The following is a 15,360-nucleotide window of genomic DNA, read 5'->3' as shown; positions in this document are numbered from 1 at the left end:
GACCCCGCGCCGCCGGTTCTAGGGCCGGGGCGGTGGCAGTTCGACAGGCGGCAGTGGCAGCGGTGGCGGTTCCACCGGCGTCGGCGGCACCACCGGGGCCGCCTGCACCACCACACTGATCGCGGCGCTGGAACAATTGGCCGGCGCAGCCGCCACGCACAGGCGATAACTGCCCGCATAATTTCCAGGCACGGCATCGCTGGCGATGCTGATCGTGCCATCGGCACCGAAACTGATCCCAGGCACGTTCATACTGACCCGTACCGTCACCCGCGCAAGCTGATCCATGTACACCGCCTGGCCGGAAATCGTATCGTTCGCCAGGATCGATGCACCGCCGTCGCCTTGCCGCAGTACGAAACTGTCCGCCTGCGCCTGCACCGTATCGAGCACCGCCACCGTCAACGACGCAGTGGCGCAGATCGTCCGCTGCGCGCTCAGGCAAGCGCTGTAACTTCCCGCATACGTACCGGCCGCCGTGCCCGTAGCAACGCCGATGGCGCCGTCGGTACCGACATTGATCCCGCTGGCCGCAAAGCTCGCACTGACCACCACCTGCCCGGCCTGCACCGCGCGGCCATTCGCAGCGATGCGCGACAGCAGCGTGGAAGCCGGCACGCCGGCGCCGGAATTGATCGTCACACTGGCCGCGCCGGCAGTCACCGTCGGCGCCACCGTCAGCGTGACCGCCGCGCTGGCGCAGGCCGTCGGCACGGCGACTGCGCACACCCGGTAGCGGCCGCTGTAGGTGCCGGCCGGCGCATCCGCCGCCACGCCGATCGTGCCGTTGGCATTGATGACCGCTGCCGCCGTCCCGAGGCTGCCGCTGACCGTCACCAGCCTCGGATCGGCAGCCCCGCCGTTCAGCGTATCGTTGGCCAGCAGCGCGCCGGCGGCCGAGGTCTGCCCCGGCGCCAGCGTCAGGTTGTCCGCCTGCGCGGCGATCGACACCGGCGGCGCCGTCACCGTCACCAGCAACTGCGCGCCGGCGCAATTCGACGGCGCACTGGCCAGGCAAAGCCGGTAGTTGCCGTTGTAATTGCCCGCCGCCGTCCCCGCCGCCACCGACACCGAAGCATCGGCATTCACGCTGAGACCAGCGGCGGCAAACTGTCCGCTGGCCGTCGCCATGCCCGCCGAGATGCCGCTGCCGTTGAGCCGCGCGCCAGCCAGCAACTGGCCGGCCGCCGTACTGCGCCCCGCCTCCAGTTGCACATTGACGACCGGCGCCGCCAGCACGAACTGCGGCGCCTGCACCGTCACTTCCACCGTCGTGCCGGCGCAAGTCGCCGGCGACGCCGTCAGGCAGATCTGATAGCTGCCCGCGTAACTGCCCGGCGCCACCGACACCGCCACCGTCACCGCGCCATTGGCCGTCACGGCCAATCCCGGCGCCGCGAAGCCGCCGCTGACCACCACCAGCCCCGCCGCCGCGGGACGGCCATTCGCCGCATCGTTGGCCAGCAGCGCGCCCGCCGGCGTCGCCTGCCCAGCCGCCAGCGACAGGCGGTCCGGCTGCGCGCTGATGGTGCCAGGCACCGCCACCGTCACCGTCGCCGGGGGCGAACAGCTGCTGCCGGTCGGCAGCTGGCAAAGCTTGTAGCTGGCGTTGAGCAGCGCGCCAGGCGGCGCACCGGCCAGCACCGTCACCAGCCCGTCCGCGTAGGCCAGGTAAGGCGTGGCGCTGGCAAACACCACCAGCACCTGCGCCGCCACCGGCCGCACGCCATTGACCGTATCGTTGGCCAGGATATTCACACTGCCGCCCGGCGCCAGCACGGCGCTGTCGTCGCCCGCCTTGAACTGCGCGGGCGGCTGCGCCATCGGCACCGGCTGGCCGCTGAAACGCTGATTGCACGCCGTCGCGCGCGCCCGCACGGATGGCTTGGGCAGCGACGCCGCCTGCGCCGCGCCCTCCGCATCGACCAGCCACGGCAAGCCTTGCGGGCCGACCGACAGCTCACGCGCCGCGCCGCCCGCCGGCTTGAACGCCAGCGCCTTGAAGTCGTAGCGCCGCACGCCGCCCATCAGGTCGACGATCATCACCGAGCCTTCCGGCCCGATGCCGATGTCGCGCGCGGACACGCCCTGCGCAATGCAGCTGTTGCCGGTGCAGCGCAGCACCTGCTGGTCCGGCGCGATAATCCAGACCATCGTGTTGCTGACCGGCGCCACCTTGAGCGCCTTCGGGAAGGCCGTGCCGTTGGCGTCGCGCGCCAGCGTGAACACGCCCTCCTGCGCCGCATAGCGGTAGATCTGCTGGGAGTTCGCCTCCACCGCGAACACGCCGCCATTCTGCGCGACGGCGATATCGCTGGCCTTGAAATCGGCGACCGCATGCCAGCCGCGGTCGAAATAGGAAACGTCCTGGCCGGCGTTCACCAGCCACGGCGTAGCGCCGGCCGCCGTCGCCACGCGCCGCGCCGCCCCGGTGCTGGCCAGCAGGAAGCGCTGGTCCTCGGGGTTGTAGCAATACAGGCCGCCCTCGCTGCCGACCGCGAACACGCTGCCGTCGCCGCCTACGCCGATATCGATGTAGCGGCCGTCGACGCGCGTGTACGCCAGCGGCTTGTTGGAACTGGCCAGCACCGACGCCGGCGGCGCCGGCACGAAGCTCAGCACCGGCGCCGCCGGTTGCTGCGCCGCCGTCTGGCGCGCCACGCGCCGTTCATCCTCCTGCAGGAAGAAGGCCGACGCCAGCACCTCGCTGTTGGCGCCGATCGCCCACGGCGCACCCTGCGGCCCGACCGCGATGCGCAGCGCCTTGCCGGTGGCCGGCTTCCATTGTCCTTCGCGCGGGTCCAGCCAGTAGATGCCCAGTTCCGCCGTGGTCGCATAGACCGTGCCTTCCGGTCCCACGCCCAGGCTGACGGCGCGGATGCCGGGATGGGAGCGCCACGCGTCCGCCGGACGCGAACGCACCTCGCCGTTGGCGTCGATGATCCACGGTTCGCCATTTTTGCCGACCGCGATCGCGACCGCGCCGCCGCTGTCGCGCAGCAGCTGCCATGGCCCGGCGCCGCGCACCAGCAAGGCCAGCTGGCCGTCGGTGCGCAAGGCCCAGACATCGCCGCGTGCACCGGCCGCGATATCGGCCGCCTCGAAGCCGGCCTCCTGCCAGAAGCCGCGCACCTGGTGCGCCACCCGGCCGCCGCGCAGCACGGCCCAGACGGAGCCGTCCGCCGCCACCGCCGCACGCGCGGCCTGGCCCGGCAACATGCTCCAGTTATTCTTGCCCTTCCATTGCCACAGGCTGCCTTCGCGGTCCAGCGTCAGCACCGTGCCGTCCGCGCCGATGCTCAAGCCCTCGGCCTGGCCGCGCACGCGTTGCCAGGCCAGCAGCCGTGTAAATAAAGCCGGCGGCCGCGCCGCCGGTGTCGCCGCATCGAACAGATCGCTCGCCAGCACGCGGCCGTCGGCGCCGACAAACCAGGGCTTGCCCGCCGGCCCCAGCGCCACCTGCACGATGCCGGCGGCGCCATCGGCCGTCAGCGCCTGCCACGCGCGGCGCGCCGGCTCCCAGCGCCACGGCGCGCCGCGATCGTCGATCAGCATCGCGCTGCCGTCCGCGCTCAGCGACAACGAACTCAAACCGCGCCCATCGGGCACGTCGCTGCGCTGCCAGGCGGTGCCGTCATAGCGGGCGATATGGCCGTCCGCGCGCCACAGCCACGGCAAGCCGTGTGCGTCGGCCAGCGCGCGCGGGTAGCTGGCCGCATCGGCCGGCCACGGGCGTCCGCTGGCCGGCTCGTCGCGCCAGCCGCGCCCGCTCTCCCGCAGCAGCAAGGCGCCGTCGGGTCCGGCGGCGACATCGTCGATGCCGGTCCCGGCCGGCGACCACCAGCTGCCCGAGCGCAGCACATACAACTCATGCGCCGCCGTGATGCCCCACACGCTGCCATCCAGGCCGGCGCGCAGCGCGGCGAACTGGCCCGGCAGGCCGGCCCAGCTGCCGTCGCCCTGGCGCCGGCGCCGCCACGGACGTCCGTCGCGGTCCAGCGCCAGCACCGAGCCATCCGGCGTGATGACGAGTTCGTGGGCATCGCCGCGCACCGGCATCAGGCCGTCGGGCGTGGCCGCCGACGCGGCCAACGCGCAGCCGAGCAGCGCCAGCGCCGTCAGCCGGCGCATGAGAGAGCAGATCGCCAAGGCAGCTCCGCTTAGTAGAACAGGAAGCTCAGGGCGTCGCGCAAGCGGCCGCCATGGGTGGTGCGCGAAGTCCAGCTCGGCGTCTCCAGATCGCCGGAACGGAACTCGCGGAACAAGGCGCTCTCGGACAGGGCGAAGGCCACGTGCGCCATGCTCGGCAAGGGGCGATACCACATCGTATACTTGTCCTGGAACTCCGCCTCCACGCGGTCGAAGTTGCTGTAACCCTTGCGCTCTTCCTCGATCTGCGCCTGGTCGCGATAGGTGTACTGCGGCCGGCGCGGCGTCAGCAAGATCATCACGTTCTTGTGATAGTCGCGCTGGGTGTTACGCGAGGTCAGGTACTGCACCAGCGGCACCTCGCGCAGGCCCGGCACGCCGCTGTTGTTGGCCGACTTGTCGCGCTCGGACAGGCCGCTGAGGATGATGGTCTCGCCGAAGCGCATCACCACGTTGGCGTTGACGATGGTCTTGGTGGTATCGAGACGGAAGTCGAACACCACGTTCGAATTCGGGTTGGTCAGGAAGGTACGCTCGGCCTGCACCTGCAGCTTGATCAAGCCCTCCGGCAGGAACTCCGGCGTCACCGTCAGCTTGACGCCGACCTCCTTCTGCACCTGCACCGAACTGCCCTGCCCGTTCGACACGGCCGCGCCCACCACGTCCACGCCGGAGAAGAACTGCGAGGTCTGGCCGCCCAGCGCCACCAGCGTCGGCCGCGCCAGCACTTCGCTGTTGATCTCGGTGGCGTTGGCGATGTTGAGCGAATACGTCACGCCCGGCACGCCGATCAGGCGCGTGATGGACTGGCTGTCGGTGGTGTTCACGCCGGTCAGCGCATCGAACACGCGGCTGGTGGTCTTGGCCCACGCCGGCGTGCCCGAGCTGTTGCCGAACTGGAGCTTCAAACCATCCAGCAGGTTGACGCCCATGGTGTTGCCATTGTCTTCCTCGGTCGAGATGATGACCACGTCGACCAGCGCCATCTGCTTCTCGATGAAAGCGCCGGGCAGGCGCGCGCCCGGCAGCGCACCGAACTGGCCCTGCATGCCCTGCAGCTGGCCGTAAGGATTGCCGCCCTGCTGGCCCATGTTCGCGCCGGCCGGCAGCGCGCCGTACGGCGAAGCCGTCAAGCCGGTATTCGCGCCCGCAGGCAGCGCACCGTAGGGCGACGCCTGCGGCGGTTGCTGGACGCCGGTGTTGGCGCCCGCAGGCAGCGAGCCGTAGGGCTGCGCCGGCGCCGGATACTGCGCCTGCACCATCGGCATCGCATACGAGGCCTTCCAGTCGTCGATGCGCTTGGCGACGAACGCGGTCTGCGCGCTGCTGCCATTATGCAGGCGCAGTTCCGCCAGCGCCTGCTCGGCGCCGGGCGCATCGGCCGCCGACGCGGCGACGATGGCCTTGGCCCGCAACACGCGCGGCGAATACGCTTCCTTCTCGTCGGCCACGGACTGCAATGCCTGCAAGGCCGCATACGCCGTCTTCGGATCCTTGATCTGATACGACGCCAGCGCCAGGTCGTACAGCAGATCCGGATCGCGCTTGTCGTACAGGGCCGCCTCCATCAGGTAGTGCTGGGCCTGCGCATATTCGCGCCGGTCCAGGTGCAGCAAGCCACGGTAATGCATGGCCGTGTAATTGCTGGAATCGAACTGCACCGCCATCTCGTAGCCCTGCTCGGCCAGGGCGAACAGCGCGCCCTCGCCTTCCAGCGCGCGGTAGTGATAAGTCAGCGCGTTGAAGAAGTGCAGATAGGAGTTGTTCAAGTCGGTCTTCAGCGCCAGGTTGAACAGATCGCTGGCCTTCTTGAACTCGTGCGCGTCGAGCGCGCGTATGCCTTCCGCCGCCACCTGGCGCGAGGCCGAGGACAGGTTGGCATGCTGCAGCGCCGCGCTCAGTCCACCGCCGCTGCGGTCGACCGCCAGCGGCGTGAAAGCGCCGGCCTGCTTCTGGCCCGGCGCCGCGCCGGGCGCGGCACAGCCGCCCAGCGCCAGGCCGATGGCTGCGGCCAAAACTACGTTGATCTTCATCTCAGTCCCGTCCTCAATTGCACTCAGGCAGTTTGTGCAGCTCGTCCACGATGTTCTGGTAGCTATTGGCTTGGCCGGCGATGCTGTAGACCACCATCAACTGCTCGGCCACCAGTGCGGCCGACTTGCCGCTCTTGGCAGCGAGCTTGACCTGGTCCGACAAATCATCGGTGACGACCTTCTCGGCAACCTGCAGCGCCAGCTGGCCGGCCGACGTGCAGGCGGTCTGCGACGGGAAGCCATTGGTTTTGCCGCCGGGGATGAACTTGGCCATGATGCCCTTGGCTTCAGCCGCCGCATAGCAGGCGTAAGCGCCCTTGGCGTCGTTGACCACCACCTTGGTGAAGGCGCACATCTCCATGCCCAGCGCACCCGCCATGACCGTGGATGCACCGGCGATCAGGCAATCCTTGGACTTGGCTTCATTGAAGATCTTGGTGCTCAGGTTGATGACGTTGCCCGGCATGCTGCCGGCCTGGCTGACGATCTTGCCCAGCTCCTTAGGCATCGCGCAATAGAAACCGTCCTGCGCCCAGTCGAAGCACTGCTCGGCCGACGCCAGCTGATGGCCGCCGCCGGTGTTGCCGTACTTGACGACGGCATTGGCGACCGTCGATGCGCCCTTGAAGTAGGCATCGATAGGGAACACCTTGCGGCCGATGGCGCCGCAGCTGCTGTTCAGGAAGTTCCACGCCTCCACGGCAGCATTGGCCACCGCATAGCCGACGATCTCGCCGTTGCGCACCACTTCGCGGCCGACGATCTGGCCGCCCTGCTCGACTTCACGGCCGACGGTCACGGCCACGCTGGTGGTGGTGTTGGCGACTTTGTTGCTGACGTCGACCGTGGTGTGCGCCACCTCGTTGGAGGCGGAGACGATGGCGGCGGCGCCGGCGCGCACCACGTTGTCCACGTTCTCGACGATGGACTTGAAATTGAAGCCTTTCGACGGCAGCGTGGTGATGCGGTCCCAGATCCAGCCGCGGTTGTCGTCCGGGCCCTGGCCCTTGTACACCACCAGGTTGCCGTCATCCTGCAGGGCGACGAAGTAGCGGCCGATCGGACCGCCCGCCTTGTCCGGCACGCAGCCGATGTAGCGGCCCTGGTCGGCCGACGACGATCCCTCGTAGGTGCAGAAATGACCGTCCGGCTGCAGCACCATGAAGTATTTCTTTTTGGTGTCGAAGCTTTGCGGATGCTGGTACCAGCGGCGGTTGGCGTCGCTGGCCTTGGACGGGTGGTCGGTCTCGTACACCACCAGGTTGGCGTCCGTCTGGAACGCCAGGATGTAGCGGCGGTTATTGGAGATCATGTAGTCGCCCGGCTTCATGTAGTCGCCCAGGCGCAGCACGCTCAGGCCGTTGGCGGAACGGGGCGCGGGCAGCATCAGGTTGTAGGTCGACAGATTCGGCGAGCGGCCTTCCACGCGGCCGTAGTTCATCCAGTGGTTATACAGCTTGACCGCATCGTAGCCGAAGGCCTGCTTCAGGTCCGGATAGCGGTCGGCATAGAAGGTCGTGTCCAGGTTGACCTGCTTGGCGGCGACGGCGGCGTTCGGCGCGCGGCCCTGCGGCATGCCGTAGGTCAGCCAGTGCTCGACCAGGCGCGGCACGTTCATGCCGATCGCGGCCGGCAGTTCGGAGTTGTTGGCCAGGTAGAAGTTCGGATCCAGCGGCGCCATGTTCGGGTCGGCCATGTAGGTGCCGACCGCGCGCGGGTCGCGCTTTTCCTTCATGCCGGCGTCGTACCAGTGGCGCAGCAGCGCCGAAAAATCGTAGCCGAAGGCGCGCTGCAGGTCCGAATAGCGGGCGCGGTAGCCGCCGATGCTGAAGGCGGGCGAAGCGTCGCGGCCTTCCTTGAGGCCGTTTTGTAGCCAGTGCTGCTGCGCCGCCTGGGCGTCGTTGCCGAAGGCGGCCTTCAGGTCGGGATATTTGTTGAGGTAGAAATTGGCGTCGAAGACGGCGAGTTTCTGGGCATCGGTCTGGGCGAAAGCGCTGGCGCCTTGCAGCAGGACGACGACAGTCACGGCGGCCCGCAAGGATTCACGGAAGAACATGGCATTGCTCCTTGAGCGTAACGTTAAAGTGGGGGGATATTTGCCACCGGATATTCCGGGCAAAAACTTTTCCACTTGCCTGCCTGTCTCATTTTTTGGAGATTAAAGTTGCACACCAGATCATTTGTTGCGAATCAGATACAATAATGATCCTACATTCATGCCTTACCGTCCATGAAGCACCCTTCCAGCCACCAATACACCGCCACGACCCGCAGGCACCTGTCCGGTCACCGGCAGCGTTACGCCCTGCCGCCGGCGACTGGTGAGGAGCCGGCGATGGCGATCAACCACTTCACGGTGGCCAACGAGGCGCCCGGTTTGCAGGCCCAGGCGTGGCGCGAATACGTGGGCCGCATCATGGACGTGCCGGTGTCGCGCAGCCAGCGCAAGCATGGTTTTCGCGGCGAAATCTCCACCTACGTGCTGAAAGATCTGATCTTCCTCGACAGCCGCACCGACGCCGTCTGCCAGGTCCGCAGCCCCGGCTACATCTCGCGCGACGGCATGCGCGACTATGTGTTCCATGTGGCGATCGAGGGCATCATCGAAACGGAAGTCGGCGGCGGCAGCCGCAAGGCGGCCCAGTTCGTACCGGGCATCCTGGCGCTGGACATGAACCAGACCATGCGCATGATGCGGCCGGCGTCGGCGCGGGTGCTGGCCTTCTTCCTGCCGCGCCATGTGGTGGAGGCGGCCATTCCGGACGCCGAGGCCATCCATGGCCAGGTGGTGAACTACAGCTCGCCGCTGACGCGGCTGCTGTTCGACCAGTTGATGGCGCTGTGCCGCACGCTGTCCACGCTGCCGCCGTCCGAACTGGACGCGGCGCTGCGCCGTTGCGGCGAGCTGATCCTGGCCGCCTTCGTCAAGCAGACGCGGTTGGAATCGGGACAGCGCGCCGCCGTGCGCGCCGCCTGGCAGGACAAGATCCGGCTCTACATCGACGCCAACCTGTACCGCCAGGACCTGACGCCGGAGCATATCCTGCAGACCTTTCCGCTGTCGCGGCCCAGCCTGTACCGCCTGTTCGAGGCCGAGGGCGGCCTGGCGGCCTATGTGCGCAATTGCCGCCTGCGCGAGGCGGCCAATGAACTGGTGCTGGCGCCGGAGACGGCCATCGCCGAGATCGCCCGCGACCTGGCGTTCCAGAGTCCGGCCCACTTCAGCCGGGTGTTCCGCAGCGCCTACGGCATGGCGCCGCTCGATTTCCGCGCCATGCAGCTGGACTGGCTGCGTCCCTGAGCGATGCGGCTAGGCCGGCAGCGCGCCGTCCTGGCGGCGCTGCGCGGCTTGCGCGCGCCAGTCGTCCGGCACCACGAAGCCGCGGCGCTGTTCCACCAGCCACTCCCCGTCCCGACGCAGCACCGCCACCATCACCGGCGCGGCCGCCTGCGCCATGTGATCGTGCAGCGCGGCCAGCAGTTCCGCGTGGTTCAGCGAGACCGCGTCCAGCGGCGTCTTCAGCGGCGCCAGCCAGTGCAGGCGCGGCATGATGGCGTAGTGCTCGCCCTGCAGCGTGGCGGCTTGCTGCAGCGGCATCCAGAAGCCGCTGCAATGCGGCTGCGAGATGCCCGGCATCGCCTCCTCCTCGCCGCCCGGATAGAACAGCCAGCCCTTGACCAGCGCCTGCGCGCGCGCCACCGGTTGCGGCAGCAGGGGCTGGGCCGCCGGATGGGCGGCCAGGGACAGCTGCTTGTCGAAGATCTTGCGCATCTTGGCGCCCAGCGTGTCGGCCAGATTGGGGCCGATCAGGCCGTTGAAGTCGGCGCCCGCCTCGGCTGCGTCGAGCAGGTAGAACTTGGTCGCGAATTCCAGGTGGACCAGGTCGTCGCCGTCGCGCAGCAGGAAGTCGAACTCGCCGACCGTGTCGTTGCGGTTGGCGCGTACTTGCAGGCCGTGGGCCACCAGCTTGCCGTGTTCGGCGAAATAGAAGGCCATCAGTTTTTCGGCGTACAGGCCCAGGCGTGAGTAGTGGCGCGCGCCCAGCGCGGCGTCGAGCGGGACGGGGTCTTGTTCCAGCGCGGCCAGCCAGTCGGCGGTTTCCTGCGACATCGCGCCGAGGGTGGCGATGCGGCCATGCCAGTGCGGCGAGGCCGGGTCCAGCAGGTCGGGCGCGTCCAGCAGCCAGGCCAGTGCGCGCACGTGCGGACGGGTCAGGTGCCCCCAGCGTTGTTCGAAGCGGATTTGATAGCTGTCCGTCGGCGCGGCGAGCGCCCCGGAGGCGCTGGCCGGGGGCGCGCTCGCCGGCGCGGCCGGCGGCTGGCTAGTCACGGGCCGCCTTGGCGAGACACAGGTCGCCCCAGGCCTTGGCCTTGTCTTCCGGCCGGCGCAGCAGGTCGTCCGGGTGATAGGTCGCGACCACCGGCAGTTCGGCGGCGCCGTAGCGCATCACCTTGCCGCGCGCGGCCGGGCCCATCATCAGGCCCTTGGCGGCGTACTGGCCGAAGGTCATGGCCATGGTCGCGCCGGTCAGCGCCAGCTCGCGGTCCAGGAACGGACGACAGGCCAGCAACTCCTCGCCGGTCGGCGCGCGGTCGGCGCCGTCGTCGGCGACGGGGCGGCATTTGACCAGGTTGGTCACGTAGACATCCGTCTCCGGCTTGAGGGCGATGGCCTTCAGCATATTGTCCAGCAGCTGGCCCGCCTCGCCGGTGATGGCCTGGTTTTCCTTTTCGTCCAGGCGCGACGGCGCGGCGGCGATGGCCAGCCACGTCGCATCGGCGGCGCCACGGCCGTTGACGGCGTTGCGGCGTACATCGCACAGGCTACAGCGAGTGCAGGTCGACACGGCGGTCTTCAACGCGGTCCAGTCCATGGCGGCGATGGCCTCGTCGCTGACCGGCGCGGCGCGTGCGGGTACGGGGGCCTCGTCGAACCAGGCGGTGGAGTCGTCGTCCATCGCGGCGGCGGGTTCGTCGGCGAGCGGCTGCTCCGGCGCGAACGATGGCGCGGGTGCGGCCACGGGCGGCTGCATCGCGACCGCAGGCGCAGGCGTCGGTGCGGCCACAGGTGCGGCCACCGGCGCGGCGGCAATCACCGGCGCGGGCGCGGGAGCCGGCACAAACGCAGGCGCCGCCTCGGCGACCACCTCAACAACCGACTCAACAGTTTCCTGCTGGCCGCCCGCCTCTTCGCCTGATGCCGGATTGCGCAACTTCCATTGCACGCCCACGCCCATCTCATCGAGGAACACCGTACTACGCTGACTCATATACCGAACCGCATAACGATAGCGTCCTCGCGTTGCTGATCGGCGGCGGGATAGTAGCCCTTGCGTCGACCGATATGTTTAAAACCGTAGCGCTCATAAATCTCCAGCGCCCGCGTATTCGAAGGCCGCACTTCCAGCAGCACCGACTCCATGCCCAGGCCGCGCGCGCAAGCCACGGCCTGGTTCAGCAAAAACCGTCCCAGTCCCTGTCCCTGCCGCTCGGCCGACACCGCCACGTTCAGCAAATGCGCCTCGTCGACAATCGCCATCAGCAGGAAATAGCCAAGCAAGCCGCCCTCCTGATCGCGCAACACCCACGCCTCGTAATTGCTGCTCAGCGAATCGACGAAATTGGCCATGCTCCATGGATGCGGATACACGCTCTGCTCCAACTGCACCACCTCGGCCAGATCGGTTTGCCGCATCGGCTCATAGTTCAGCCGCGCCAGATCCCACACTTGCTTCATGCGCCACCTTCAGCGGCTTTGGCGGCCGCCATGTCGCGACGCTCGGCCTGGGTGTAGGCGATCTTGTTACGCAAATACAGCGGCTGCGCCTCGGCAGCCGTCACCGTCTGCCCCGCGGCGAAAGCCTGCGCCGCCAGTTGCGCCACCTGCTCGGCATGCGGCATCACCTCGGCATGGCCGCCGCCGGCAAACGCCGCCGCATAGGCCGTCAAGCCATTGCCGCAAGCGACAGGCGCGCCCTGCGGCTGCACGGCCTCGGGCGCCGACAGCACCGGCGGCAACACCGCCAGCGGCGCCGCCCCCGCTTCGAAACGATACTGCGCCCAATAGACCTCGCCCATGCGCGCATCCAGCACCGCCAGCACCTCGCCGGCGCCATGCTGCTGATGGCAGGCCAGCGCCATGGCATCGAGCGTCACCACCGGCACCACCGGCAGATTGCCGCCGAACGCCAGGCCCTGCGCGATGCCGCAAGCGGTGCGGACGCCGGTGAACGAGCCCGGCCCCGAGCCGAAAGCGATCGCATCGCAATCCTTCAGCGCGATGCCGGCTTCGGCCAGCAGCTCCTGTATCATCGGCAGCACCGATTGCGAATGGGTGCGCACGCCCGAGGACACGCGGCTGATGACCGTTTCGCCCCGCAGCAAGGCGCAGGAGGCGAGTTCGGAGGAAGTTTCAATGGCAAGAATAGTAGGCATCCCGTATTTTAACCTGCCGGGCTGGCAGGCGCGACCCCGCGCGGGGATGTAGAATACAGCCGTCAGGCGCAGAGGCCGCCCCCAACCGATGAACACCATGCACAGTTTGACCCTGAATTCCGACAATCGCGCAGAAATCGCCGCCGCCCTGGCCGGCGACCGCTGGATCGTGGCCTGCCTGTGCGCCGCCTGGTGCGGCACCTGCGAGTCCTACCGCGCCACCTTCGACGAGTTGGCCGCGCGCCACCCAGACAAGGTCTTCGTCTGGATCGATATCGAAGACCACGCCGACATCGTGGGCGACCTCGACGTGGAAAATTTCCCCACCCTGCTGATCCAGCACCACGAGCTGGTGGCCTTCTTCGGCACCATGCTGCCGGACGCCGGCGTGGCGCACCGGCTGGTGCTGGCCCAGTCCGGGCAAAGCGACGCCGAGCTGGCCGAGCTGGCCCGCAGCAGCGAAGAACGCCGCCGCTGGCAGGCCGACTGCAACCTGCGCACGCTGATGCGCAACGCGCAGGCCTGAGCTAAACCTTAGCTCTTGGCCGCCAGGCGCTGGCAACCCTCCAGACTACGCTGCGGGTTCGGCCCCCACTTCGACGCGTCGACCCGCGGCCCCAATTCCTCCAGCTGGCTGCGCAAGGTCTGCGTATCCTTGGCCAGGCAAGCCATATAGGCATAGCGGTTGCGGCGTGCCGGGCTGTCGGGGAAACGCGCCTGCATATCCTCATAGCTGCGCTTCATGGTCGGCCAGTCGGCCCCGCTGTCCTCGAACAGGGCGTGACCATACTGGTTCTCGGCCGCGTACGAATACAGGCGCGCATACATGCCGGTGCCATACGTGGCCTTGGTCTGCGACGTCACCTGGCGGATGTATTTATCCAGCGACCTGGAGTCGCCGCCCCACTTGGGCAACATGGTGCTCAGTACGCTGAAGTACAGGCCGAAATCCTCGGGATTGCGTTTCAGGCCGTCCTCGGCGGTGGCCCGCTGCTGCGCCGCGCTCCAGCCCAGCCCCATGCCTATTCGCACCAGAATATTGTGTGCATAGCTGTCGGTCAGGGCGACGTCGGCGTGGGCCAGCAGATACTCGGCCGCGCGCTGCAGATAGGTTTGAAACTCCTCATACGCCTGCGGCGGCACGTCCTTGGCGTAACCGTTGCCGCGATACGACCACGCGTGGGATACCAGCACATCCGCGTACAGCACATGCGCCAGCGCCGACTGTGGGTGCTCGGTGGCCCATTGCAGGGTCAACGCCTCCAGCTCCCGCAAGTATGGCTCGCGGTCGGCGACGTGGTTGTCGATCACCCGGTTCAGGCCGACACGGAACATTTCGACATCCGAGCCGCCATCGGCGGCGATGTGGCCAGGCTGCCGGAGCAAAGCGTTCTGCCGCTCCAGCGCGGCGAAGTCGCCCCACCAGAAAGCCTGTTCGGCCTCGGTGGTGATCGGGGACACGGGGGCGGCCGCCGGAGCAGCGATAGCGGCGCCGCACGCCACGGCCCATGCCAGCAAGGTGTTCAGGGATTTCGACGCGTAGCTCATTGGCTTCCCTGCTTGGTCTGATTGACGGCAGGCTCGTCCGACAGGTTCCACTCCAGCTTGAACGCGAATGGCTCGGCGCCGCGCGGCCGGTCGTAGCGGAAGCCGCCCAGCGCGTACTTCACGGCCGCCGCGTCGAAGATATTTTCGAACGCCACCGGACGCACGCCGCGGATGCCGGGCACGGTGATCTTGCGGGCGGTGACAGTGGCCTGTACAGGCTTGCCGGCGGCATCGAGCCGCGCGCGCATGGTGGTGACGCCGGTGGCCATGAAGCGGGCGGCGGCGCTCGGATAGACGGGCAAGCCGGCAAGCGCCGGCTTGCCGTCCGCCGGCGGTTGGTCATAGAAGTCGGCAAAACGGTCGATGGCGTTGATCAGCGTGCCGTAGCGGAAGGCATTCAGCGCGGCGGCCGGCGTCGCGCCCTGCTGCAAGCTCACTTGCAACCACCATTGCTGTAGCGCGCATTTTAATTGCGGATACAAGTCTCCAAAGCTTTTCTTATCGGCCAGTATGGCGCTCGCCAACGCCGGCGACAGCGCTGGCACCGGCCGTTCGCCGGCCGTTGCCGCCCGCTTGCGCCACTGCGCGCCTGCGTCCTGCGGCAAGGGATCGGGCCAGGCCGCGACCTCCCGCGCCTGCCCCCAGCGGCTCAGCAGGCGCCGCTCGGTCGCCAGCGCCGCTGCGCGCTGGGCCGCCGGCATGGCCTGGATGCGGGCGATGCGCGTGGCGAAATCGCCGTACAGGTCCTCGCCGGCGACATCGCAGACGCGTGGCGACGACTGCAGCACCGCCAGCGTTGCGCGCTCGTAGTCGGCGTCGCCCGGCTCGATCTGCCACAGCGCCAATTCGTTCAACAGCCGCGCCCAGACGGCAAAAAACAACTCGTTGGCCCGCGGGGCCTTGCCCGCGCTGGCCTGGGTTTGCAGCTGGCGCTCCTCGGCCAGCCAGGCCGGAAACAGCTGGTCGATGCGGGCCACGTGGGCCGCGCTGATGTCGCCGGCCGCCGTCCGCAATTCCGGGTCGATCTTCAAGTCCTTGTCCAGCGCGAACGAACGCAGCAGGTTGCGATGCAAGGCCTTGGTCATTTCCGCATTCTGTTCGTCGTCGGGCGTGGCGGCGGCGACGGCGAATGCCGAGCACAAGGCACAAATCAGGACGGTAAGTCGGCGCACGCGGGTCATAGGCTCACTCGAAT

The 15,360-nt window shown here is 68.3% G+C and carries 11 protein-coding genes; 2 read left to right on the top strand and 9 right to left on the bottom strand.

The window, feature by feature from the left end; all coding sequences use genetic code 11:
- Positions 1 to 18: 18 nt before the first annotated feature.
- Genes GEV02_RS12360 through GEV02_RS12350 form a run of 3 tightly spaced genes read right to left on the bottom strand, consistent with a single transcriptional unit; the run spans position 19 to position 8,238 of the window.
- Positions 19 to 4,149, bottom strand: coding sequence for a hypothetical protein (locus GEV02_RS12360; RefSeq protein ID WP_152838268.1), 4,131 nt, complete (start codon positions 4,147 to 4,149; stop codon positions 19 to 21).
- An 11-nt stretch (positions 4,150 to 4,160) separates the two neighbouring features.
- Positions 4,161 to 6,182: a type II and III secretion system protein gene (locus GEV02_RS12355; protein ID WP_152838267.1), complete on the bottom strand. Its 2,022-nt coding sequence runs from the start codon at positions 6,180 to 6,182 to the stop codon at positions 4,161 to 4,163.
- A gap of 13 nt (positions 6,183 to 6,195) precedes the next feature.
- A complete protein-coding gene (locus GEV02_RS12350; RefSeq protein ID WP_152838266.1) occupies positions 6,196 to 8,238 on the bottom strand; it encodes a hypothetical protein in 2,043 nt (680 codons plus the stop codon).
- 174 nt (positions 8,239 to 8,412) lie between these two features.
- On the opposite strand from GEV02_RS12350, the gene GEV02_RS12345 reads away from it, so the two are divergent.
- Positions 8,413 to 9,483, top strand: coding sequence for a helix-turn-helix domain-containing protein (locus tag GEV02_RS12345; RefSeq protein WP_235922750.1), 1,071 nt, complete (start codon positions 8,413 to 8,415; stop codon positions 9,481 to 9,483).
- A gap of 9 nt (positions 9,484 to 9,492) precedes the next feature.
- On the opposite strand, the gene GEV02_RS12340 is transcribed toward GEV02_RS12345, so the two are convergent.
- Genes GEV02_RS12340 through tsaB form a run of 4 tightly spaced genes read right to left on the bottom strand, consistent with a single transcriptional unit; the run spans position 9,493 to position 12,617 of the window.
- Positions 9,493 to 10,512 (bottom strand): DUF1853 family protein, encoded by a 1,020-nt coding sequence (locus GEV02_RS12340; protein ID WP_408014849.1) that lies wholly within the window; start codon positions 10,510 to 10,512, stop codon positions 9,493 to 9,495.
- Complete coding sequence (locus GEV02_RS12335) at positions 10,505 to 11,452, bottom strand: uracil-DNA glycosylase (protein WP_152838265.1); 948 nt, start codon at positions 11,450 to 11,452, stop codon at positions 10,505 to 10,507. Before GEV02_RS12335 ends, GEV02_RS12340 begins: the two co-directional genes overlap by 8 nt.
- Entirely contained in the window at positions 11,449 to 11,919 is a 471-nt protein-coding gene (gene rimI / locus GEV02_RS12330) for a ribosomal protein S18-alanine N-acetyltransferase (protein ID WP_152838264.1), read from the bottom strand. The genes GEV02_RS12335 and rimI overlap by 4 nt, the downstream gene beginning before the upstream one ends.
- Positions 11,916 to 12,617: a tRNA (adenosine(37)-N6)-threonylcarbamoyltransferase complex dimerization subunit type 1 TsaB gene (gene tsaB, locus GEV02_RS12325; RefSeq protein ID WP_152838263.1), complete on the bottom strand. Its 702-nt coding sequence runs from the start codon at positions 12,615 to 12,617 to the stop codon at positions 11,916 to 11,918. Before tsaB ends, rimI begins: the two co-directional genes overlap by 4 nt.
- Positions 12,618 to 12,714: 97 nt before the next feature.
- On the opposite strand from tsaB, the gene GEV02_RS12320 reads away from it, so the two are divergent.
- On the top strand, positions 12,715 to 13,143 hold the full coding sequence (locus GEV02_RS12320; RefSeq protein WP_152838262.1) for a thioredoxin family protein: 429 nt from the start codon (positions 12,715 to 12,717) through the stop codon (positions 13,141 to 13,143).
- An 8-nt stretch (positions 13,144 to 13,151) separates the two neighbouring features.
- On the opposite strand, the gene GEV02_RS12315 is transcribed toward GEV02_RS12320, so the two are convergent.
- Both GEV02_RS12315 and GEV02_RS12310 read right to left on the bottom strand, forming a co-directional pair.
- Positions 13,152 to 14,165, bottom strand: a complete 1,014-nt coding sequence (locus GEV02_RS12315; protein WP_152838261.1) for a DUF4034 domain-containing protein — start codon at positions 14,163 to 14,165, stop codon at positions 13,152 to 13,154.
- Positions 14,162 to 15,346, bottom strand: a complete 1,185-nt coding sequence (locus tag GEV02_RS12310) for a hypothetical protein (RefSeq protein ID WP_152838260.1) — start codon at positions 15,344 to 15,346, stop codon at positions 14,162 to 14,164. Before GEV02_RS12310 ends, GEV02_RS12315 begins: the two co-directional genes overlap by 4 nt.
- Positions 15,347 to 15,360: the final 14 nt, after the last annotated feature.

The organism is Rugamonas aquatica, from assembly GCF_009380215.1.
GTDB lineage: Bacteria > Pseudomonadota > Gammaproteobacteria > Burkholderiales > Burkholderiaceae_D > Rugamonas > Rugamonas aquatica_B.
Note: the sequence above shows the minus strand (reverse complement) of the source record. Positions and strands in the feature narration are given on the sequence as shown.